The organism is Nocardia sp. AB354 (genome assembly GCF_049538315.1).
In the GTDB taxonomy this organism is placed as follows: domain Bacteria; phylum Actinomycetota; class Actinomycetes; order Mycobacteriales; family Mycobacteriaceae; genus Nocardia; species Nocardia nova.
Genome location: NZ_JBMVFU010000033.1, coordinates 38,597 through 58,501, shown reverse-complemented (window position 1 = coordinate 58,501; position 19,905 = coordinate 38,597). Strand labels below are relative to the sequence as shown.

The 19,905-nt window shown below is 67.6% G+C and carries 22 protein-coding genes and 1 other RNA gene; 10 read left to right on the top strand and 13 right to left on the bottom strand.

What is annotated here, in order from left to right; translation table 11 throughout:
• Nucleotides 1–22: 22 nt before the first annotated feature.
• On the top strand, nucleotides 23–994 hold the full coding sequence (locus ACPCUW_RS31995; protein ID WP_195076309.1) for a GlxA family transcriptional regulator: 972 nt from the start codon (nucleotides 23–25) through the stop codon (nucleotides 992–994).
• An 87-nt stretch (nucleotides 995–1,081) separates the two neighbouring features.
• Nucleotides 1,082–1,771 (top strand): DUF899 domain-containing protein, encoded by a 690-nt coding sequence (locus ACPCUW_RS31990; protein WP_063030698.1) that lies wholly within the window; start codon nucleotides 1,082–1,084, stop codon nucleotides 1,769–1,771.
• Here the strand turns inward: ACPCUW_RS31990 and ACPCUW_RS31985 are convergent.
• Nucleotides 1,750–2,895: a helix-turn-helix transcriptional regulator gene (locus ACPCUW_RS31985; RefSeq protein ID WP_146098650.1), complete on the bottom strand. Its 1,146-nt coding sequence runs from the start codon at nucleotides 2,893–2,895 to the stop codon at nucleotides 1,750–1,752. The genes ACPCUW_RS31990 and ACPCUW_RS31985 overlap by 22 nt on opposite strands.
• Before the next feature lie 87 nt (nucleotides 2,896–2,982).
• Between ACPCUW_RS31985 and ACPCUW_RS31980 the strand changes: the two genes are divergently transcribed.
• Nucleotides 2,983–3,429 (top strand): ester cyclase, encoded by a 447-nt coding sequence (locus ACPCUW_RS31980; protein WP_063013708.1) that lies wholly within the window; start codon nucleotides 2,983–2,985, stop codon nucleotides 3,427–3,429.
• 80 nt (nucleotides 3,430–3,509) lie between these two features.
• On the opposite strand, the gene ACPCUW_RS31975 is transcribed toward ACPCUW_RS31980, so the two are convergent.
• The 3 genes from ACPCUW_RS31975 to smpB form a co-directional block, all read right to left on the bottom strand.
• Nucleotides 3,510–4,589, bottom strand: coding sequence for a hypothetical protein (locus tag ACPCUW_RS31975; RefSeq protein ID WP_423428954.1), 1,080 nt, complete (start codon nucleotides 4,587–4,589; stop codon nucleotides 3,510–3,512).
• Between the two features lie 63 nt (nucleotides 4,590–4,652).
• Nucleotides 4,653–5,023, bottom strand: a transfer-messenger RNA (tmRNA) gene (gene ssrA, locus ACPCUW_RS31970).
• An 81-nt stretch (nucleotides 5,024–5,104) separates the two neighbouring features.
• A complete protein-coding gene (smpB, locus tag ACPCUW_RS31965) occupies nucleotides 5,105–5,578 on the bottom strand; it encodes an SsrA-binding protein SmpB (RefSeq protein WP_063013852.1) in 474 nt (157 codons plus the stop codon).
• A gap of 340 nt (nucleotides 5,579–5,918) precedes the next feature.
• Between smpB and ACPCUW_RS31960 the strand changes: the two genes are divergently transcribed.
• Nucleotides 5,919–6,287 carry a hypothetical protein gene (locus ACPCUW_RS31960; protein ID WP_423428952.1) on the top strand — a complete coding sequence of 123 codons (369 nt, stop codon included), beginning with the start codon at nucleotides 5,919–5,921 and terminating at the stop codon, nucleotides 6,285–6,287.
• A gap of 6 nt (nucleotides 6,288–6,293) precedes the next feature.
• Here ACPCUW_RS31960 and ACPCUW_RS31955 read toward each other — a convergent pair whose 3' ends face one another.
• The 9 genes from ACPCUW_RS31955 to ACPCUW_RS31915 all read right to left on the bottom strand — a co-directional run bounded on the left by ACPCUW_RS31955 (nucleotide 6,294) and on the right by ACPCUW_RS31915 (nucleotide 14,108).
• Nucleotides 6,294–6,530: a hypothetical protein gene (locus tag ACPCUW_RS31955; protein ID WP_030515490.1), complete on the bottom strand. Its 237-nt coding sequence runs from the start codon at nucleotides 6,528–6,530 to the stop codon at nucleotides 6,294–6,296.
• 15 nt (nucleotides 6,531–6,545) lie between these two features.
• The gene (locus tag ACPCUW_RS31950) at nucleotides 6,546–6,797 is read right to left on the bottom strand and encodes a hypothetical protein (RefSeq protein WP_146098649.1); all 252 of its coding nucleotides are present in this window, start codon (nucleotides 6,795–6,797) and stop codon (nucleotides 6,546–6,548) included.
• A 145-nt stretch (nucleotides 6,798–6,942) separates the two neighbouring features.
• Entirely contained in the window at nucleotides 6,943–9,063 is a 2,121-nt protein-coding gene (gene recQ, locus ACPCUW_RS31945) for a DNA helicase RecQ (RefSeq protein WP_423428950.1), read from the bottom strand.
• A gap of 192 nt (nucleotides 9,064–9,255) precedes the next feature.
• Nucleotides 9,256–10,161, bottom strand: coding sequence for a permease-like cell division protein FtsX (gene ftsX, locus ACPCUW_RS31940; RefSeq protein ID WP_030515485.1), 906 nt, complete (start codon nucleotides 10,159–10,161; stop codon nucleotides 9,256–9,258).
• Complete coding sequence (ftsE, locus tag ACPCUW_RS31935) at nucleotides 10,161–10,850, bottom strand: cell division ATP-binding protein FtsE (RefSeq protein WP_063013806.1); 690 nt, start codon at nucleotides 10,848–10,850, stop codon at nucleotides 10,161–10,163. The genes ftsX and ftsE overlap by 1 nt, the downstream gene beginning before the upstream one ends.
• A 74-nt stretch (nucleotides 10,851–10,924) precedes the next feature.
• The gene (locus ACPCUW_RS31930) at nucleotides 10,925–11,056 is read right to left on the bottom strand and encodes a hypothetical protein (protein ID WP_423428949.1); all 132 of its coding nucleotides are present in this window, start codon (nucleotides 11,054–11,056) and stop codon (nucleotides 10,925–10,927) included.
• Nucleotides 11,057–11,069: 13 nt separating this feature from the next.
• Nucleotides 11,070–11,927 carry a mechanosensitive ion channel family protein gene (locus tag ACPCUW_RS31925; protein ID WP_063013854.1) on the bottom strand — a complete coding sequence of 286 codons (858 nt, stop codon included), beginning with the start codon at nucleotides 11,925–11,927 and terminating at the stop codon, nucleotides 11,070–11,072.
• A 127-nt stretch (nucleotides 11,928–12,054) separates the two neighbouring features.
• On the bottom strand, nucleotides 12,055–13,167 hold the full coding sequence (prfB, locus tag ACPCUW_RS31920; protein WP_063013808.1) for a peptide chain release factor 2: 1,113 nt from the start codon (nucleotides 13,165–13,167) through the stop codon (nucleotides 12,055–12,057).
• An 83-nt stretch (nucleotides 13,168–13,250) separates the two neighbouring features.
• Nucleotides 13,251–14,108 (bottom strand): helix-turn-helix domain-containing protein, encoded by an 858-nt coding sequence (locus ACPCUW_RS31915; protein WP_423428947.1) that lies wholly within the window; start codon nucleotides 14,106–14,108, stop codon nucleotides 13,251–13,253.
• Nucleotides 14,109–14,240: 132 nt separating this feature from the next.
• Between ACPCUW_RS31915 and ACPCUW_RS31910 the strand changes: the two genes are divergently transcribed.
• From ACPCUW_RS31910 to ACPCUW_RS31885, 6 genes are all read left to right on the top strand, one after another.
• Nucleotides 14,241–14,828, top strand: a complete 588-nt coding sequence (locus tag ACPCUW_RS31910; protein ID WP_423428946.1) for an NADPH-dependent FMN reductase — start codon at nucleotides 14,241–14,243, stop codon at nucleotides 14,826–14,828.
• A gap of 144 nt (nucleotides 14,829–14,972) precedes the next feature.
• Nucleotides 14,973–15,779 carry an SDR family oxidoreductase gene (locus ACPCUW_RS31905; RefSeq protein WP_423428944.1) on the top strand — a complete coding sequence of 269 codons (807 nt, stop codon included), beginning with the start codon at nucleotides 14,973–14,975 and terminating at the stop codon, nucleotides 15,777–15,779.
• Nucleotides 15,780–15,839: 60 nt separating this feature from the next.
• The gene (gene hisN, locus ACPCUW_RS31900; protein ID WP_423428942.1) at nucleotides 15,840–16,625 is read left to right on the top strand and encodes a histidinol-phosphatase; all 786 of its coding nucleotides are present in this window, start codon (nucleotides 15,840–15,842) and stop codon (nucleotides 16,623–16,625) included.
• Between the two features lie 68 nt (nucleotides 16,626–16,693).
• Nucleotides 16,694–17,587 carry an ABC transporter ATP-binding protein gene (locus ACPCUW_RS31895; RefSeq protein ID WP_423428941.1) on the top strand — a complete coding sequence of 298 codons (894 nt, stop codon included), beginning with the start codon at nucleotides 16,694–16,696 and terminating at the stop codon, nucleotides 17,585–17,587.
• Complete coding sequence (locus tag ACPCUW_RS31890) at nucleotides 17,587–18,381, top strand: hypothetical protein (RefSeq protein WP_423428940.1); 795 nt, start codon at nucleotides 17,587–17,589, stop codon at nucleotides 18,379–18,381. The genes ACPCUW_RS31895 and ACPCUW_RS31890 overlap by 1 nt, the downstream gene beginning before the upstream one ends.
• Nucleotides 18,382–18,501: 120 nt before the next feature.
• Entirely contained in the window at nucleotides 18,502–19,887 is a 1,386-nt protein-coding gene (locus ACPCUW_RS31885; protein WP_423428938.1) for an acyl-CoA dehydrogenase family protein, read from the top strand.
• Nucleotides 19,888–19,905: the final 18 nt, after the last annotated feature.

Below are 19,905 nucleotides of genomic sequence, written 5' to 3'. Positions count from 1 at the left end.
CCATCGGACGAGGAGGCGGGTCGTGAGCGCGTATCGAGTGGGGGTGCTGGCGTATCCGGGCTGCTTCGCCTCCGAGGTGTTCGGGATTCCCGATCTGCTGACGATGGCCGCGCATGTCGCCGGTCCGGAACGCGCCGGTTACGAGGTGACCGTGATCTCGCCGCGACGCCGGGTGGTGGCGTCGGGCGGTGTGGCACTGTCGGTTTCGCCGTTGCGCGAGGTCGATATCCTCGTGGTGCCAGGCTTCGAACTCGTTCCGGGTCTCGACCCGGATGCCCGGCTGCCACCGCTCACCGCCGAGATCGCGGCGATCCGCGCCCATGCCGCCGCGGGCGGAGCCGTCGTATCGATCTGTGTGGGTGCGTTCCTGCTCGCCCGGGCCGGGCTGCTCGCGGGCCGGAAGGCGACCACGGCCTGGCTGTTCGCCGACGAACTCGCGCAGCAGTGCCCCGAGGCCGATATCCGGCCCGATCGACTCGTCGTCACCGACCGCGGTGTGACGACGACGGCCGCCTTCAGCGCCATGTACGACTTCGCACTGGACCTCATCGCACGTCACAGCGGCACGCGGGTCGCGCGGACCACCGCGCGGATCGCCCTCGTCGACGACGCCCGCTCGTCACAGACCCCGTATGTCGACGCGCGCCTGCTGCCACAGCCCGGAAATACGTTCTCCCGCAAGGTGATGCGTCACCTCGACCGCAATCTCACCGCCCGCTACGACCTCACCGCACTGGCGAGCGCGTTCCACGTGAGCACTCGCACTCTGCTGCGGCGCTTCGCCGACGAGACCGGGCGCAGCCCGCTCGACTATCTGCAGTCCGCCCGCGTGCGCCGCGCCCGGCACCTGCTCGAAACCACCGACCGCACCGTCACAGATATCTGCGGCGCCGTCGGCTACCGGGATGCGGGCACCTTCGCCGCCCTGTTCGCCGAACACACCGGTCAGCGCCCCGGGGACTATCGCACCACCTTCCGCCGCACCCGCTCGTGAATCGACGGGCCGCGACCGATGAGTTCCGGCGCGGCATCGCGTCTGTATCTACAGCTCGCAATCCGGGAGAACGGTCAGGGAGGACCCATGAGCACCACAGCACTGCCACCCGTCGTCGACGCCGAGACCTGGCAGCGTGAACTCGACGCGCTGCGAATGCGGGAGAAGGCCGCGACTCGGGAATTGGACGCGATCGCGGCGGCGCGCCGCCGCCTGCCGATGGTGCGGATGCCCGACTACACCCTCGAGGGTGAGAACGGACCGGTCCGGCTGGCGGATGTCTTCGACGGCAAGTCGCAGCTGATCGTCTACAACCACATGTGGTTTCCCGGCGAAACCTGGCAATGCCCCGGTTGCACCGGATTCACCTCGCAATTCACCCGATTGGAGTTCCTGGACAACTGGGACGCCCGCTTCGTCATCGTGACCCAGGGGCCGATCGACGAGGCGCTGGCCTACAAGCGGCGCGTCGGCAACACGATGAGCTGGTACTCCACCGCGAACAGCTCCTTCGGCGCGGACGTCGGCGCACCTCCCGGCGGCGGCTTCGCGGTCAATGTCTTCCTGCGCGACGGCGACACCGTCTACCGCACCTGGCACACCGACGGCCGCGGCACCGAACAGCTCGGCTACACCTTCGCCCTGATCGACCTGCTGCCCTACGGCCGCCAGGAGGAATGGCAGGACTCGCCCGAGGGATGGCCGCAATCACCCACCTACAGCCGGTGGAGTGGATCGAAGGAGATCGCGGCGGCCTACGGCGAGCCCGGCGCCTGAGCGGAACGAGCGTCCGATTCCGTACCCGGCTCCGTCGGTAAGTACCACCCGTACGGGCTCGGAATCGCGCCGGCCGTAGTCAGCGGCGCGTAGTGGCGTCCGTAGAACGTCGCGACGAGATCCCGCCGACTGCGGATGTTCGACTTCGCGAGGATCGACTTGACGTGGTCCTGGACGGTGTACGCCGAGATGAACAGTTGCCGGGCTATCGCGTCCGTCGACGCGCCCCTGAGCACCAGCTCCGTGATTTCGCGCTCCCTCGACGTCAGGCCGTATGCACGGACCAGGACGTCGGAGAGGTGGTTTTCCGCGGCGCTCTCCACGATCACCGCGATCTGGCCCGAACCGGCGAGCACCGATCCGTGCACCAGGATCCACCCGCCGCCGCGTCGGGGTAACCGCGCGTGCGCGGGGCGCTCACACAATCCGGCGGCCGCCGATCGAGCGGCCGCGGCGATGGAGCGGAAAACGCTGGGAACCGCCCCGGGTTCGGCGATTTCCGCAAGCCAGCGCTGGGCTGCCGGGGTGACGTCGCCGAGTGTGCCCTCCGGATCGACGATCGCGATACCGGGGCCGGCCACCTCATCGATCGCACGGTCCACCGCGGTGTGCAGCATCGCGCGGCGCAAGCCGTCTGCGATCAGTGGCGCAACCTGCGCGATCGCCCGAACATCATCGGGTCCGAACGGATTTCCGTGGGTCCGGTATCCGACCAGCGTTCCCCAGCAGCTCCCACCGTCGAGAAACGCCGCCCGGATCTCGTCGATCACGCCGAGCGGCGCGAGCACCGTGCGCCATCGCGGCGAGCGCCGCAGTTCACCGCCCGTCGCCGCATACAACGTCGCGACCGGTGGAGACGCGGCCGCCAGCGCCCCGAACGTATTGATGTCCGGGACACGGAACTCGCTGTCGAACAGGGCCGCCTCGGTCCGCGGGTCCTCCTCCCGTCCGCTGACCACGCAGCTGGTGAACAACAGCGTGGCGGGGTCTGTCGTCGACCAGGCCGCCATATCCCACGACACCACGCGGCCCACTGCCGCATCGAGCGCGTAGCGAAGCTCGTCGAGCCCGAGTCCCTGGTGGCTCAGGCGCACCACTTCCCGCGCCAGCCGTGTTTCACCCACGGAACAACGGTAGCGTCCCCCCGGGCACCGCAGAATCCCAGGAAGTAGGGATGGCCGTGCCACTCGTTCGGATCGCACGATCGAGACATGGCAACAGAAGACACGGCAACGGCCGGCACCATCGAGCAACGCAACATCGCCGCGATGCGACGCATCTACGGCGAAATCTTCGACGAGGGACGACTCGAGTTGATCGACGAGCTCTTCGATCCGAACATGGTCAACCACACCGCCCCCGAGGCTCACCGCCACGGCACCGCGCCCGTCAAGGCATTGGTGTCGATGCTGCGGTCCGCATTTCCCGATGGCCGAACCGAATTCGAGGATTTCACCGCAGCGGGCGACGTGGTCGTCGGACGCAATTGGTACAGCGGAACCCATGTCGGCGAGTTCATGGGCAATGCCCCCACCGGCCGAACGTTCCGGTTCCGCCAGATGCATTGGATGCGGTTCGACCAGCACGGGCGCGTCGTCGAGCACTGGGGCGTTCGTGACGACGTAACCCACCTGCAGCAGCTGGGAATTCTCGGCTGACGCCGCCACCCTCGTCCGCATCGGAATGCCCCTCACCTGCGATGCACGGTGAGGGGCCGCTGTGGCGATGCCCGGCGGGACTACAGCACCGGCGGGCGCTGATCGTCGGCCTCGGCCCGCACCGCGTCCTCGAACCCCGACTCGTATTCCTCGCAGTACAGCAGCCGGCAGCCGCGGATCGCGTCCAGCAAATCCTCCAGCAGATCGACGGCCGGACGGGCCGGATCGAGGCAGGAGATCCGGAATTCGTCGGTGAGCGCGGTCAGGCCCTCCTCGTCGAGTTCCTCTCCGCGCAAGCGCCTTTCGATCGCCTCGGCGGCCTCGACGATCCGGACCGGGTTGCGCACCCGGCCCTCGGCGGCGGCGAGCGCGTCGGCGATCAGGTCGACCACCACGGCGGTCGGGCTCTCGCCCGCACACAACCGCTCCAGCACCAGAGTCGGCGTCTCCACCTGCAGCGCCTCCAGATTGTCGGCCTCCGCGACCACGTGCACCGGATGCACCTCGGCGGCCTCGGAAGCGACCTCAGCGGCGAGGTACAGCCAGCGCGCGGCGGCCACCGCGGCGGCGGCCGGGTCGATATCGGTGAACCGGTCGAGGGAGGCGAGCGGGTCGGCGTACAGCAGCGCATCGGCCGCGTGCACCTGCACCGGCGAGATGTCCGCCCGGGACAACTCCACCGCCTGCCGGGCTCGCCCGGACAGATCGCCCAGTTCCGCGGCCTCGATCGCCGCCTGTTCGGTCCGCACCTCGGCGACCAGCGCGTCCACCAGCGTCGCATCGCCGATCAGATGCGCCACCCGCCCGATCCGATGCGCCGACTCCTCGACCACGCTGTAGGACACCGCCATCATCCCGTCCTCGTCCGGCAGATTCGGTTCCCGGACAGCCGCCTCCACCTCACGGAACCGATTGCGCTCCTCGGCCCGATGCCACGCCACACTGTTCGGCACCTCCGGATCCCCCGCCGCCGACGCCGGGTGCGTGTAGGTGCGCCACTGATACTCCGACAGTTTCGTCAGCGCCGCCGCCAGCGCGAGCGCGACCTCGGGTTCGACCGTCCGCGACAGGGGCGCGATGGTCTCGGCCACGTCTCCCCCACCGGTTCCCCAAGTCGCGACAAGTGCGCCGGCCCCCGCGTCGTATGCATACCGCGTCACGACCTCAGTTCTACCCTCGTGCATGAAAAAGGCCCCTCACCTGGGGCTCAGGTGAGGGGCCCGTGGTGGAGCTGCCGGGAATTGAACCCGGGTCCTCCGCCGCTTCTTCAGGGCTTCTCCGTGTGCAGTTCGCTGAGCCTCTACTCGGATCTCTCGGTCACGCGAACAAGCCGAGATGACGATCCCAGTCGCTGTTCGATGTCCCGTACGACTCCGCGACCGAGCCGCACGGTAGAGCTCTCTAGCTGATGCCAGTACCCGGGCCGAGAGCAAACCCGGACTGACAGACACGCTCTACTGCTTAGGCAGCGAGAGCGTAGTCGCGCTGATGAGAATCGGCGCTTATTGGGTTACAGCGACGCTTACGGTGGTCTCCTGCCTGCACCGACACGCTTCCCCTGAATCGACGTACGCAGTCGAAACCGATCAGCCCCGTACTCAACTCAGTTGAACACCCGGCTGGTGGGCCGGGCTGTTCATATTAACATCACTTCGCCGTCATACATTCCCGCCGGTCAGTGCATGCCTTTCACGCGCCGGCCGAGTTCGCGCGTCACCTCTCGCTCCGCGGTCCGGCGGGCCAGGTCGTGGCGCTTGTCGTAGTCCTGCTTACCCTTGGCCAGCGCCAGTTCGACCTTCACCTTGCCGTCGGCGAAATACATCGACAGCGGGACGAGGGTCTGCGAGCTCTCCTTGGTCTTGCCGGTGAGCTTGTCGATCTCGCGACGGTGCAGCAGCAGTTTCCGAGTGCGGCGCGGGGCGTGGTTGGTCCAGGTGCCGTGCCCGTATTCGGGAATGTGCAGGCCACGCAGCCACACCTCCCCGTCGTCGATGGTGGCGTAGGCGTCCACCAGCGACGCCTTACCTTCCCGCAGGCTTTTCACCTCGGTACCGACCAGCGCGATCCCCGCCTCGTAGGTGTCGAGGATCGTGTAGTTGTGCCGCGCCTTGCGGTTGGTGGCGATGACCTTGCGCCCCTTCTCCTTCATGAACACCTTTCCCTCGACTCCGCGCAGCTCGGCGGCGCTCCACGCTGTCATTGTGCCTCGACGCCCGCTGAGCGTACGGACCTGTCCGGTTTACACGGCCGCCGAACAGAAGGAAAACGAAATTCCGGCGCGGAACATGCCGTGATCCGGCTCACGGTCGGCCGGTCTCCGGCAACCCGCCCGCACCGCCCGGGCGCCGGTGTCGCGGGAGAAACCACCACACCGGCAGGCGGCGGCAGCGGACGAATGCGGACATCCCCACCGCCGGGAACCGATTTTGTGTGCCCATCACCGAGCGAGCGCGCAAAATGGTTGCGTGACAACGGTACCCAGATTCAGAGTGAGCACCGCCTCGGATCGTGTACTCGACGACCCGACCGATGCGCAACTACACGATCTCCTGGCCGAGTTGGATTACCGAGAACCCCAACTCGTCGTCGAACGCCCGGGTTCGCCTGCGGCCCAACACTATCTGCGCGTCGAGATGGATCGGCGCATCGATCCCGACGACGGTCGCGGCTATATCGTCGAATACGGCGGGGGCGGGCCGGGCATGCAGTTCCGTGCCAGCGTGCACGACACCGCGCGCTGGGGAACCCCGCACTCACCCGCCTTCGAACTCGTCGCAAAGACCGTGCAGGACTGGGCCTTTCAGCGCTACGGCTGGCAGAACGCGATGATGTGGGAGCGGGTGAGCGCCGACCGCTGACGGGGGTCAGCCGCCGGGGCGGACCTGCAGATAGAGAATCAGCAAGGCGATCCACGCGAGTAGCAGCACCACGGTCGTCAGCCGCGGGCGACCGAGCGGGTTCGCGTGCGGGCGCAGCCACCCGGCCTCGACCGAATCCGCTCGGGTGCGGCGAGGTCCGGGTTTCGCGGCATCCGGCGGATCGCCGCCGGGGCCGGAATCCGACGACTGATCGGAGCGGTCGTCGTGATGGTCGTGGGACATAGCGGCACGCTACCGCTATCCGCCCGGTCGCACCGCCAGATACAGCGCCAAGACGGCAATCCAGACAGTGATCAGGGCCAGCGTCGAGGGCCGCATGCCGGTGCGGGCTCGTCGCAACTGCCGGGTCATGCCGATCCGGCCCAGAGGCCGCACCCCGAGCCGGGAAGGATCCGGCGTGGCCGAGACGGCCCAATCGGCGCCTGAAGCCGGGTCGTGGTTCTTCGGCGACCCGTTGGTCTCGATCACTCCGTCCTGCCCATGTGTCACGGCGAGACGGTTACCCGCGCCGGGCGGAGGGATAAACGTGGAACGGGCGCCACCCCGAGTCCGGCGTGGCGGTCGACACCGGCGCGCACAGCGACCGCAACCACCGTCCGCGCTGGTGAGCGGGCACGCCGATGCACCGAGCGGTTCAGTAGAAGTCGTCCGGCGGGGGCTCGAAATCGGCGTCGGGGATGTCCCGGTTCATCGAATCGTTCGGGGCTGCCGGTTCCGCGGCCTCGAACCTCGAGCGTGTGACCGGGCCGCGAGACGGTTCCGGGCGCGGGCGGGCACCCGATGCGGCTGCGCGGGAGGAGCCGCGCCGGCCGGCCGGTCGCTCGGCTCGGTTCGGACGCGGGGCCGGCGCCTCCGCCGCCCCGACCGAGCTACCCGCATCGAATCCCGCGACCACTTCGAGGACACCTTCGCCGTACTTCGCGAGCTTGTTCTCACCGATTCCGCTGATGCCGCCGAGTTCGGCCAGGGTCGCGGGGGCACGGCCGGCGATATCGCGCAGGGTGGCGTCGTGGAAGACGACGTAGGCGGGAACGCCCTGCTCCTTGGCGACCGAGGCACGCCAGGCACGAAGCTGTTCGAACAGGTCTGCCGCCGCGGGCGCCAGCTCGGCCGCGGCGAGGCGGGACGCCTTCGCCTTGGCCGCGCGCGGTGGCTTCACACGTTCCGGCTCGCGGCGCATGAGGACCGTGCGGTTCTTGAACAGCACCTCGTCGCTGGCTTCGGTGAGGGTCAGCACGCCGTATTCGCCGTGCACCGCGAGCAGGCCCTGGGCGAGCAACTGGCGGATCACGCCGCGCCATTCGGTATCGCGCAAATCGGCGCCGACGCCGAACACCTTCAACTCGTTGTGCTTGTGCTGCAACACTTTCGGATTCGACTTCCCGAGCAGGATGTCGACGATATGTCCGGCGCCGAAGCTCTGCCCGCGTTCGCGTTTGAGCCGCAGCACCGCCGAGAGCACCTTCTGCGCGGCGACCGTGCCGTCCCAGGATTCCGGCGGATTCAGGCAGGTGTCGCAGTTACCGCAGGTGTCACCGGATTGGCCGAAGTAGTTGAGCAGCTGGGTGCGGCGGCACTGCACGGTCTCGCACAGCGCGAGCATCGCATCCAGATGGAGCTGTAACTGGCGCCGGTGCGCCGCGTCGCCTTCGGAGGAGTCGATCATCTTGCGTTGCTGCACAACATCATTGAGGCCGTAGACCATCCAGGCGGTGGACGGCAGGCCGTCGCGGCCGGCGCGACCGGTCTCCTGGTAGTAGCCCTCCACCGACTTGGGCAGATCCAGATGTGCCACGAACCGCACATCGGGTTTGTCGATGCCCATCCCGAAGGCGATGGTCGCGACGACGATCAGCCCGTCCTCGCGCAGGAACCTGGCCTGGTTGGTGGCGCGGGTACGCGCGTCCAGACCGGCATGATAGGGCACCGCCTCGATTCCGTTGCGGGACAGGAATTCCGCGGTCCGCTCGACCGAATTGCGAGACAGGCAGTAGACGATGCCCGCCTCCCCCGGATGTTCGGTGCGGATGAAGGACAGCAGTTGCTGATCGGCGCGATTCTTCGGTTCGATCCGGTACTGGATATTGGGCCGGTCGAAACCCGCGACGAAATGCTTGGCCCTGGTGAGGTCGAGCCGCTCGGCGATCTCGCGGCGTGTGGCCTCGGTGGCGGTGGCGGTCAAGGCGATCCGCGGCACGTCGGGCCAGCGTTCGTGCAGTACCGACAACGCCAGATAGTCGGGCCGGAAGTCGTGGCCCCACTGTGAGACACAGTGTGCCTCGTCGATGGCGAACACGGACACCTTGCCGCGATCGAGTAATTCCGCGGTCGATTCGAGCTTCAACCGCTCCGGCGCCAGATACAACACATCCAGGTCCCCGGCGACGAACTGCGCCTCGACCGTGCGCCGCTCGTCCGGGTATTGGGTGGAGTTGAGAAATCCGGCCCGCACCCCGAGCGCGGTCAGCGCGTCGACCTGATCCTGCATCAGCGCGATCAGCGGCGAGATGACCACACCCACCCCCGGCCGCACCAGCGCCGGGATCTGATAACACAGCGACTTGCCGCCGCCGGTAGGCATCAGAACGAGCGCATCGCCCCCGGAGACGACCTGATCGACGATCTCGCGCTGTAATCCCCGGAAACTGTCGTACCCGAATACACGCTGCAGAATCTGTTGCGCCGCATCGGTTTCCACAGTGCGCGACGAAGCATCGGCCGTCTCGAGCGTCTCCGGGGAATTCACGCCAGCCATCCTACGGACCCCCACCGACGATCCGAACCCCCAATCCACAGCCGCACCCGTTGCTGTCGATCCCGCGAACCACCACCGATTGATAGTCTCCGCCGACGTGACCGACTCCGCCCCGATGCGACCGGCAACACCGAACGACGCCAGCGCGATTCTCGCGTTGCTGCTCTGCTCCGGCTGGAACCCGGAACGACCCTATTCGCGCACGTAGTAGCGCAGTGTGCCGTAGGCAGTCAGCGCGGCGAACACGATGCCGACCGGCACCACGGTCAGCGCCACCACCGCGATGTCGTCGCCGGTGATGCGCGGGAAGACCTTCGACGCGAACAGGTCGCCGAGGGCACGGTCGATGACCAGCGGCCGCGCGATCATCAGTCCGATCACCGCCAGCACCGACCCGGCCAGCGCGGCGACCACCGCCTCGAGCAGGAACGGCAGCTGGGTGTACCAGCGCGTCGCACCGACCAGCCGCATGATGCCGACCTCCTCACGGCGCGTGAACGCCGCGATCTGCACCATATTCGCGATCAGCAGCAGGGCGGCCAGGGCCTGCAGTACCGCCAGGCCGAAGGCCGCGTTGCGCAGGCCGTCGAACAGGCTCACCAGCCGGTCGACGATGTCCTTGTCGTTGCGCACGAATCCGACCCCGGGTTTGCCCTGGAAGTCCTTGAAGATGCGCGGGTACTGCGAGGCGTCGGTCATCTTGACGCGCAGCGAGGCCGGCAGGGGTGACTCGCTGACGTATTTGGCCAGCTCCGGCTGATCCTTGAAGGTCTTCTCCTTCGCCTCCCGGACCGCCTCCTCGCGATTGAGGAACTGCACCGATTCCACGCCGGGCTCGGACTTCAGCGCCGACATCAGCGCCTTGCACGGGTCCTGCGAACAGTCCGGATCGTTGGCCGAGACGTCCTCGGTCAGGTACAGCCGCACCTCGAGCCGGTCCAGGAAGTACTGCTCGGTCTTGTCGGCCATCCGGACGGCCAGCATGCCGCCGCCGAGCATGGTGAGCGAGACAGCGGTGGTGAGGATCATCGCGATGGTCATGGTGACGTTGCGGCGTAGGCCGTTGAAGACCTCACCGAAGAGGAAGCTCGCGCGCATTACCGGCCCACCCCGTACACGCCGGTGGCCTCGTCGCGGACCAGGCGGCCGCGATCGAGTTCGACCACGCGCCGGCGCATGGCGTCGACGATGTGATTGTCGTGGGTGGCCATCAGCACCGTGGTGCCCGTGCGGTTGATGCGTTCCAGCAACATCATGATGTCCTGACTGGTGTCGGGGTCCAGGTTGCCGGTGGGTTCGTCGGCGAGCAGTACCAGCGGCCGGTTCACGAACGCGCGGGCGATCGCGACCCGCTGCTGTTCACCGCCGGACAGCTCGGTCGGCAGGCGATCCGCCTTACCGGACAAACCCACCAGGTCCAGCGCCTCCGGCACCGCCCGATTGATGAATTTGCGATTCTTGCCGATCACCTCGAGCGCGAACGCCACGTTTTGTTCGACCGTCTTCTGCTGCAACAACCGGAAATCCTGGAAGACGCAGCCGAGGCGCTGGCGCAACTTGGGCACCCGTCGTCCCGGCAACCGGTCGACCCGGAAATCCGCGACATGCACTTCGCCGGTGGTCGGCTTGACCTCCTTCAGCAACAGTTGCATGAACGTCGATTTACCCGACCCGGACGGTCCGATAATGAAGACGAACTCGCCCTTGTCGACCTCGACCGAAACATTGTCCAGCGCGGGTCGCGTCGAGGTTTTATATGACTTGGTGACGTTCCGCAGGGTGATCACGAGGTGCCAGTGTAGCCAGCGAAGTCATGGCGCACCCCGGCCCACTCCGGAGCATGCGACTTGTCACAGAGAGGTCAGCGGGCCGGCGCGGTCGTCAGCGCGGAACCGGAAACGGTATTCGCGATGTTGGGAAAACCGGAATGGTCCGGCGTGGCCGGTTTCACGAACAGATACAGCACGAGCGTCGCGACCCAGACACTGACCAAGATCGCGGTCGATTTACGCGGTTTCACTCAAACCCTCCCGACGCAGCGCCGCGGCGACACGCACTCGCAGCTCGCGTCCGACGTCGAATTGTTTACCCGGCAGTGTGCGGGCCACCATCCGAATGTTCATCTGGTCGACGGTGAGATCTTCCAGTCCCATCACCGTAGGTTCGTCCAGCAGTAGCGATTTCAGGCGGCGATCCTGAAATGCTTTGGCGCCCACTTCGTGCAGGATCTCGTTGACCTTGGTGATATCGGCGGTGGCGGGCACCGGCACATCGATCGCCGCGCGGGCCCAATCCTTCGACAGATTGGTCACTTTCACGATCTGCCCGTTGGGCACCGTGATGACCTCCCCATCCGGATTGCGCAATGTGGTGATCCGCAGCGTGACGTCCTCCACGGTACCTTCGGCCGGCTCGGATTGCCCGGTGACCGCGATGCGCACCACATCACCGAATCCGTACTGCCGCTCGGTGATCAGGAAGAATCCGGCGAGCAGGTCCTGCACGATGCGCTGGGCGCCGAAACCGAGCGCGGCACCCAGCACCGCGGCCGGAGCGACCAGACCGCCGAGCTGAAAGCCCAAGCGCTGCAACACTTCCAGCGACACCAGGAAGTAGACGATGGACAGCACCACCCAGGTGATGACCTGGGCCAGCGCATGGCGATGTTTGGCGGCCTCGGTGCGCACCAGCGAATCGCTGCTCTGGAAACCGGCGTCGATGCGGCGGGTGATGCGGTCACGCACGAAGGTGGCGAAGCGGCTGAACAGCATCGCGCCCACGATCAGCAGCACGATCTCGAGCCCGCTGCCGCGCAGCCACGACGTGAATTCCGCACCGGATCCGGTGGCGAGAGTCGTCGTCATCGGCGCATCCTTTCCGGTATCAACCGTGCACCGACACAAGCCGATCTGCCGCCCGAACACACGCCAGACAGGTTACTACGACCGGCGACCGACCGATATGCCGTGATTGTGCCGTGATAGGCGGGTTTCACGCGTCCTGGCGCATCCGCCAGCGGATTCCCTCTTCGATGAAACCGTCGATATCACCGTCGAGAACCGAGGACGGATTGTTCACCTCGAAGTTGGTGCGCAGGTCCTTGACCATCTGGTACGGGTGCAGCACGTACGAGCGCATCTGATTACCCCAGGAGGCGCCCTCGGTGGTCTTGAGCGCGTCCATCTCGGCGCGCTCCTCCTGCCGTTTGCGCTCCAGCAGCTTGGCCTGCAGCACGCGCATGGCCGAAATCTTGTTCTGCAGCTGCGACTTCTCGTTCTGGCAGGTCACCACGATGCCGGTCGGGAGGTGGGTGATCCGCACCGCCGAATCGGTGGTGTTGACGCTCTGGCCACCCGGGCCCGAGGAGCGATACACGTCGACGCGGATCTCCGACTCCGGAACCTCGATATGGTCGGTGCCCTCGACCACGGGCAGCACCTCGACCTCGGCGAAGGAGGTCTGGCGACGGCCCTGGTTGTCGAAAGGGCTGATCCGCACCAGGCGATGGGTCCCCATCTCCACCGAGAGGGTGCCGTAGGCGTAGGGCACCTTCACCGCGAAGGTGGCGCTCTTGATGCCCGCCTCCTCGGCGTAGGAGGTGTCGTAGATCTCGACCGGATACTTGTGGCGCTCGGCCCAGCGCACATACATGCGCATCAGCATCTGCGCCCAGTCGGCGGCGTCCACACCACCGGCGCCCGAGCGGATGTTGACCAGCGCCTCGCGCTTGTCGTACTCGCCCGAGAGCAGCGTGCGCACCTCCATCGCCTCGACGTCGGCGTGCAGCGCGGCCCGTTCGGCGTCGGCATCGGCGAGGGCGGACGTGCGGGCCTCGCCCTCTTCCTCTTCGGCGAGTTCGTAGAGCACCGGCAGATCGTCGAGCCGCTGCCGCAGTTCGGTGACGCGGCGCAGCTCACCCTGGGCGTGCGACAGCTCGCTGGTCACCTGCTGGGCGTGTTCCTGGTTGTTCCACAGCTCCGGGTCGGCGGCCTGATGTTCGAGCTCGTCGATGCGACGGCGCAGCTCGTCGACGTCGAGTACCGACTCGACAGTCTTCAACGTGGTGTCGAGTTCGGCGAGATCAGCGGAAACGTCAGGATGCACGGTTGTCCAATCTACCGCTCGCGCAGGTGGCGGTGAAATGCGGCGAGTCGCCGGCAGCCCGGGCGATGCGGCGGGCGGCCGGCTCAGCCCGATACCGCGCGCAATCCACCCGGGCGGCGGCCCAGCAGCGCATCGAGGGCCGCGGCCGTCGCGTCGTCGGCAGGCAGCTGGACCTGGATGTACTGGTCGTCGTCGGCGGACAGGTCCAGCCGTTCGTAGGCCAGCCGCAGCGGACCCGCCTCGGGATGGTCCATCCGGCTGATACCGCTGGTATCCGGCAGCCCGGCGATGTCGGCGACACGACGGGTGAATTCCGCACCCGCCAGCAGTGTCAGCTCGTCGGCGAGCGCGGCGATGGTCGGATCCGAGCGAAAGGGGCCGGCCTTCAGGTTGGCTACCGCGAGATCGGCACGACGGTCCCACTCCGGGTAGACGATGCGGGCACGCGGATCGGTGAACAGCCAGCGCGGGTAGCCCGCGGGCAGGCCGTGATCGAGCAGGCCGGTGCCGCCGACCAGCGTGCGATAGCCATCGGTGCAGCTCAAAACCTCACCGAGGCGGTTGAAGACGGCCGCGGGCGCCGGTGCGAGACGGTCGAGAATGGTCTGCACCGCGGGCCGGACCAGGCGATTGGGCAGCGCGCCGCCCGTACAGCTGAATCCGGGATCGGCGGATTTGACCAGCCGATGCAGCTGGACGCGCTCACTCGGGCTCAATCGAAGGGCATCGGCCAATGCGGACAGCACGCTCGCCGACGGATGCCGGTCGCGGCCCTGCTCCAACCGGATCAGATATTCGACGCTGACTCCGGCGAGTGTCGCGAGTTCGGCGCGGCGCAGCCCCGGGGTGCGGCGGCGGGGCCCGGCCGGAAGCCCGACCTCGGCGGGGGTGACCGCCGCACGCCGAGTACGCAGGAAAAGCCCCAGCTCGTTATCGCTCACAGATCGACGCTAACAGCGCGGGGCGCGCCGAGGGTATCCCTCTCACTACCACCCTCGCAGCGGGCTCCCTGGCCTCACGCCCGGACGGCAGAGTCGACGACAGCGAACGACGCTTTCCGAAGGAGATCCGAAATGTCCAGCAGCACAATGCGGCTCGCAGTTGTCATCGCCAGCGTCCGGGAGGGCCGCTTCGGGCCGGTGGTCGGTGAGTGGTTCGCCGAACAGGCCCGGCGGCACGACGGATTCGAGGTCGACCTCATCGATCTCGCCGGGGCCGATCTGCCCGTCGCACTGCCGGCGGTTCCCCCGCGAATGGAACCGAATCCGCCGCGTCCCGCCGGCATAGTCGATCTGACCCGGCGTCTGGACGCCGCGGATGCGATCGTCATCGTCACGCCCGACATCAACAGCAGTTACCCGGCCTCGATCAAGACGGCGATCGACTGGCACTACACGCAATGGGACCGCAAGGCGATCGGCTTCGTGGGCTACAGCGGGGCGAGCGGCGGGCTGAACGCCATCGCCCACCTGCGCCAGGTGTTCGCCGAGCTGAACGCGCACACGATCCGCGACTACGTGTCCTTCCCCCGGTACTACCAGCAGTTCGACGCCGAGGGACGGTGGACCGCACCGGGCGAATCCGAGGCGGCGGCAGCGGGGATGCTCGACCAATTGCATTGGTGGGCGAGCGCTTTGGCCGCGGCGCGGGTCGCGGCGTGAACAACGGCTCGCGGTGGCCCGGCCGGTCACAGACGCCCGGCCAGGTCCGCTCAGTGGAACGACCCTGCACACGTCGGCAGCCCGCAACTAGCCTCGATTCGAATATCTGATTCGTGGTTTCATCCAGCCGAAACAGGAGGGTCGATGGGGACCATCGCCGTAACCGGGAGCGCGTCGGGGATCGGGGCGGCCGTCGCCGCCCACCTGGAGAAGGAAGGGCACCGGGTCATCGGGGTCGATCTGCGCGACGCCGAGGTGACCGCCGATCTGGGCACGGCCGAGGGACGCGCGCACGCGGTCGCCGAGGTCTCCGGGATCAGTGCGGGCCGGCTGGACGGATTCCTGCCCTTCGCCGGTGTCGCCGCCGCGACCGGGCGGCCCGGTGGGCTCGTGGTGTCGGTGAACTACTTCGGCGCGGTCGCGCTGCTCGAGGGGCTGCGGCCGCTGCTGCGCGAGTCCGGCAACGCCTCGGTGGTGCTGGTGTCGTCGAATTCCACGACGACACAACCACTCTGGCCGGTGGAACTGGCCGAGGCCTGCCTGGCCGGCGACGAGGAACGTGCCCGCGGCATCGCCGAATCGTTCGGCGACCTGGGCGCGATCCAGGCCTACCCGGCGACGAAAGCGGCCCTGGCCTGGTACGCGCGGACGAAATCGGCGGAGTACATCGCCGACGGCATCCGCCTCAACGCCATCGCGCCCGGCATCATCGACACCCCGATGACCCAGGAGGGCAGCAAGGACGCGCTCACCGGGGAGGGCATGAAGCAGTTCCTCGCCATGACCCCGATCGGGCGGCCCGGTCGCCCGGAGGAGATCGCCGACCTCGCGGCCTTCCTGCTGTCGGACAAGGCCGGTTTCTTCGTGGGCTCGGTGATCTTCTGCGACGGCGGCATCGATGCGGCCTTCCGCGGTAAGGACTGGCCCGCGGTCTGGAATCCGCAGCAGTAGCGCGTGGCCCCGGCGAGACCGCGAATGGCTCCGATCGGCTGCGCCCATTACGGTGGCCGTGTGACCGATCATGCCGGCGATCTCGACCTTGCCCTGCTGTTGGCCGATGCGGCCGATGCGATCACCCGTGATCGTTTCGGCGCCCTCGACCTGAAGGTGAACAGCAAACCGGATCTGACCCCGGTCTCGGACGCGGATCTGGCGGTGGAGCGGTCGCTGCGCGACATTCTCATCGAGCGGCGTCCGCACGACGCCGTGCTCGGTGAGGAGTTCGGCGGTGAGGCCGAGTTCATCGGACGGCAGTGGGTGATCGATCCGATCGACGGCACCAAGAACTTCGTGCGCGGAGTTCCGGTGTGGGCCAGTCTGATCGCGCTGTTGCAGGACGGCGTTCCGGTCGTCGGCGTCGTCAGCGCGCCCGCGTTGAGCCGACGCTGGTGGGCCGCAACGGGTTCCGGCGCGTGGACCCGTTTCGAGGACGGGGAGCCGAAGCCGATCACGGTCTCCGAGGTCGGCGGGCTGAATTCGGCCAGTCTCGCGATCTCCAGCCTGTCCGGCTGGCGAGACCTGGGCCTGCGTGAGCAGTTGATCGACCTGACCGATCAGGTGTGGCGCACCCGCGGCTACGGCGACTTCTTCGGCTACTGCCTGCTCGCCGAGGGCGCGGTCGACATCGCCACCGAACCGGAGGTCTCGCTGTGGGACCTCGCGCCGCTCGACGTGCTCGTGCGCGAGGCCGGCGGCCGCTTCACCGCCCTGGACGGAACCCCCGGACCGCATCACGGCAGCGCGGTCGCCACCAACGGACTGCTGCACGACTCCGTACTCGAGGCGCTGCGCGGGTGACATAAGTCCGTCCCCCACGGGTTCGCAGGGCTCTGCTCTGTCCGGCCCCGGCCGCGCAGTCTGGGACCATGCCACCGATGCTCGCGATGCGCGGCCTGACCAAGTTCTACGGTCACGCGCCGGCACTGCTCGACCTGGACCTCGAGGTTCCGCCCGGAGTGATCTTCGGATACCTGGGACCCAACGGGGCCGGTAAGACGACGACCGTCCGGATACTCGTCGGCCTGATGCGGCCGAGCCGCGGTTCGGTGACGGTCGCGGGCGCGGACGTCGGACGTGACCGATCGGCCGCCCAGCGCCATATCGGCTATCTCCCCGGCCAGTTCGTCGCCTATCCGGATCTCACCGCCGAGCGGTATTTGACCTATTTGGCCCGGCTACGCGGCGACGTCGATCCGGCGGTTCCGCGCGAATTGGCCGAACGCCTGAACCTGGACACATCGGCTCGAATCTCGGCGATGTCGCACGGCAATCGGCAGAAGGTCGGGTTGGTGCAGGCATTCATGGGCGAACCGGACGTACTCGTCCTCGACGAACCGACCCAGGGGCTGGATCCGCTGGTCCAGCGGGAATTCCTGACTCTGTTGCGAGAGGCCCGCGACGCCGGGCGCACCGTATTCCTGTCCTCGCACGTGCTGTCGGAGGTGCAGGCGGTCGCCGACACGGTGGCGATTCTGCGGCGGGGCCGGTTGGTCGAAGTCCGGTCGGTCGCGGCACTGGCGGCGCAATCGCTGCGGCGGCTCGACCTCACCTTCGCCTCCACACCTCCGGAACCGCAGCTGCTGGCCGCCGTCGGCGGGGTGCGATCGGTGAGCGGCGCCGGTCCGGTGCTGCACGTCGAGGTGGACGGCTCGACGGCCGAACTCCTGAAGTTCGTCGCACCCTACGGGGTGATCGACGTGATCAGCCACGAACCCGATCTCGAAGAGGTCTTCCTCACCTACTACGGACAGGACAGCTGATGTTCAGCACGGTGTTCGTCAAATGCCTGCGTGACCAACGGCGCGGGCTGATCGGCTGGAGCCTCGGGATCGTCGCGCTGGTACTGCTGGAATCGGCGCTGTGGCCGTCGATATCGAACATCCCTGGGCTGCGGCAGATGGTCGACAACTACCCGCCGGCATTGCGGAAGCTGCTCGGGATCGAGGACTTCCTCACCGGCACAGGCTTTCTCAACACCGAGCTCTACAGCATCATGCTGCCCATCCTGTTCCTGGTCTTCTCGGTCTCGCGGGGCGCCCGCGCGATCGCCGGGGAGGAGGAGTCCGGGACCCTCGAGGTGTTGATGGTGACGCGGGTGACGCCGGTGCGGCTCGTACAGGAACAGGTCGCGGTGCTGCTCACCGGCCTGGTGGTGCTCGGCACCGTGCTGTTCACCTCCGTTGTCGTGTTCTCGGCGATATTCGGGATGCATATCGGCGTCGGGGCCGCGGCGACGGGATCGATCGCCATGATCGCGCTGGCCGCGCCGTTCGGCGGGCTGGCCTTGGCGGTCGGCGCCGCTTCCGGTCGCCGCCTGGTCGCGGTCGCGGTCGCGAGCGTGGCCGCGGTGGCCGCCTATGTGCTGTACGCGGCGTCGAAGATCGTCGACGCGGTGCGCCCATGGGGCCGGTGGTCGCCGTTCGAACAGGCGCTGTCCGACGGCCCCATGGGCGCGGGCCTGCGGCCGGGCTATCTGTGGCTCGTGGTGGCCGCGGCTGTCTTCGTGGTCGCTTCGCTGCCGATTTTCGATCGTCGCGACATCGCCGGGGTATGAGAATCGATACAGACCGATCGGCACTCGACTGCCTACTTACTCCGGAGTAAGATAGACTTACTCGCAAGTAAGATCCTGGGACCGATCACCCGAAACCCATACCCGAGAAGACTGGTGACTATGAGCACTCGAGACACCGCAACGGAGCGACGTCCGGATTCCGCCGTCGGCCTCAACCCGGTCAAGCGTGACTGGATGGGCGCGGCCATGCGGGTCATGACGACCATTACCGGTTCCGAACTGGCCGAGAAGTACAACCTGCGCAAGCCCATCGAACGGCTGACCTACGAGGGCACCAAGACCGGCTTCCGCACGCTCGGCGCAGCCACCCGCGCATTCGGCAAGGTATCCGGTGGCGGTAAACCGAAGCGCTTGCCTGCCAACGAGTCCCGCAGTAAGGACTACTTCGACCTCACCCCCACCGACGAGCAGCAGATGATCGTCGAGACGGTGCGCGAATTCGCCGCGGAGATCCTGCGCCCGGCGGCCTACGAGGCCGACGGCGCGGCCCAGGCGCCCAAGGATCTGCTCGAGCGCGCCGCCGAACTGGGCATCACGCTGATCAACGTGCCCGAGGAGCTCGAGGGTGCGGCCACCGAGCGCGGCGCGGTCACCAACTCGCTGGTCGCGGAGGCGCTCGCGCACGGAGATATGGGCCTGGCGCTGCCGATTCTGGCCCCGTCGGGTGTGGCCGTCGCGCTGTCGCAGTGGGGTTCGGACGCACAGCAGCAGACCTACCTGGGCGCCTTCACGGGTGAGAACGTGCCGCAGGCCTCGGTCGTGATCAGCGAGCCGCGGGCACTGTTCGACCCGTTCGCGCTGCAGACCAAGGCCACCCGCTCCCCCAGCGGCTACCGGATCAACGGCGTCAAGAGCCTGGTTCCGGCCGCCGCCGACGCCGAGCTGTTCATCGTGGGCGCCGAAATCGACGGCCGCCCCGCGCTTTTCATCGTCGAATCGGATACGCCGGGTGTGGTGATCGAGGCCGATCCGAGTATGGGCCTGCGCGCCGCCGGTCTGGGCCGGCTGATCCTGGACAACGTCGCGGTTCCGGCCGAGGCCATCCTGGGTGATGGCGACGCCGCCCGGCGCGCCGAGGAATACGCCGACGCGGTGCGACTGGCCCGCCTGGGCTGGGCGTCGCTCGCGGTCGGCACCGGCCAGGCCGTACTGGACTACGTCAAGCCGTATGTGAAGGAGCGCGAGGCGTTCGGCGAGCCGATCGCGCACCGGCAGGCGGTGGCGTTCATGGTCGCCAATATCGCCATCGAACTCGACGGCCTGCGGCTCGTGACTCTGCGGGGTGCGTCACGCGCGGAGCAGGGGCTGTCCTTCTCCCGGGAGGCGGCGCTGGCCCGCAAGTTCGCCACCGACAAGGGCATGCAGATCGGCCTGGACGGCGTGCAGCTGCTCGGCGGCCACGGCTACACCAAGGAACACCCGGTCGAGCGCTGGTACCGCGATCTGCGGGCGATCGGCGTCGCCGAAGGTGTCGTCCTGATCTGATCCGGGTCTCCTCGACCC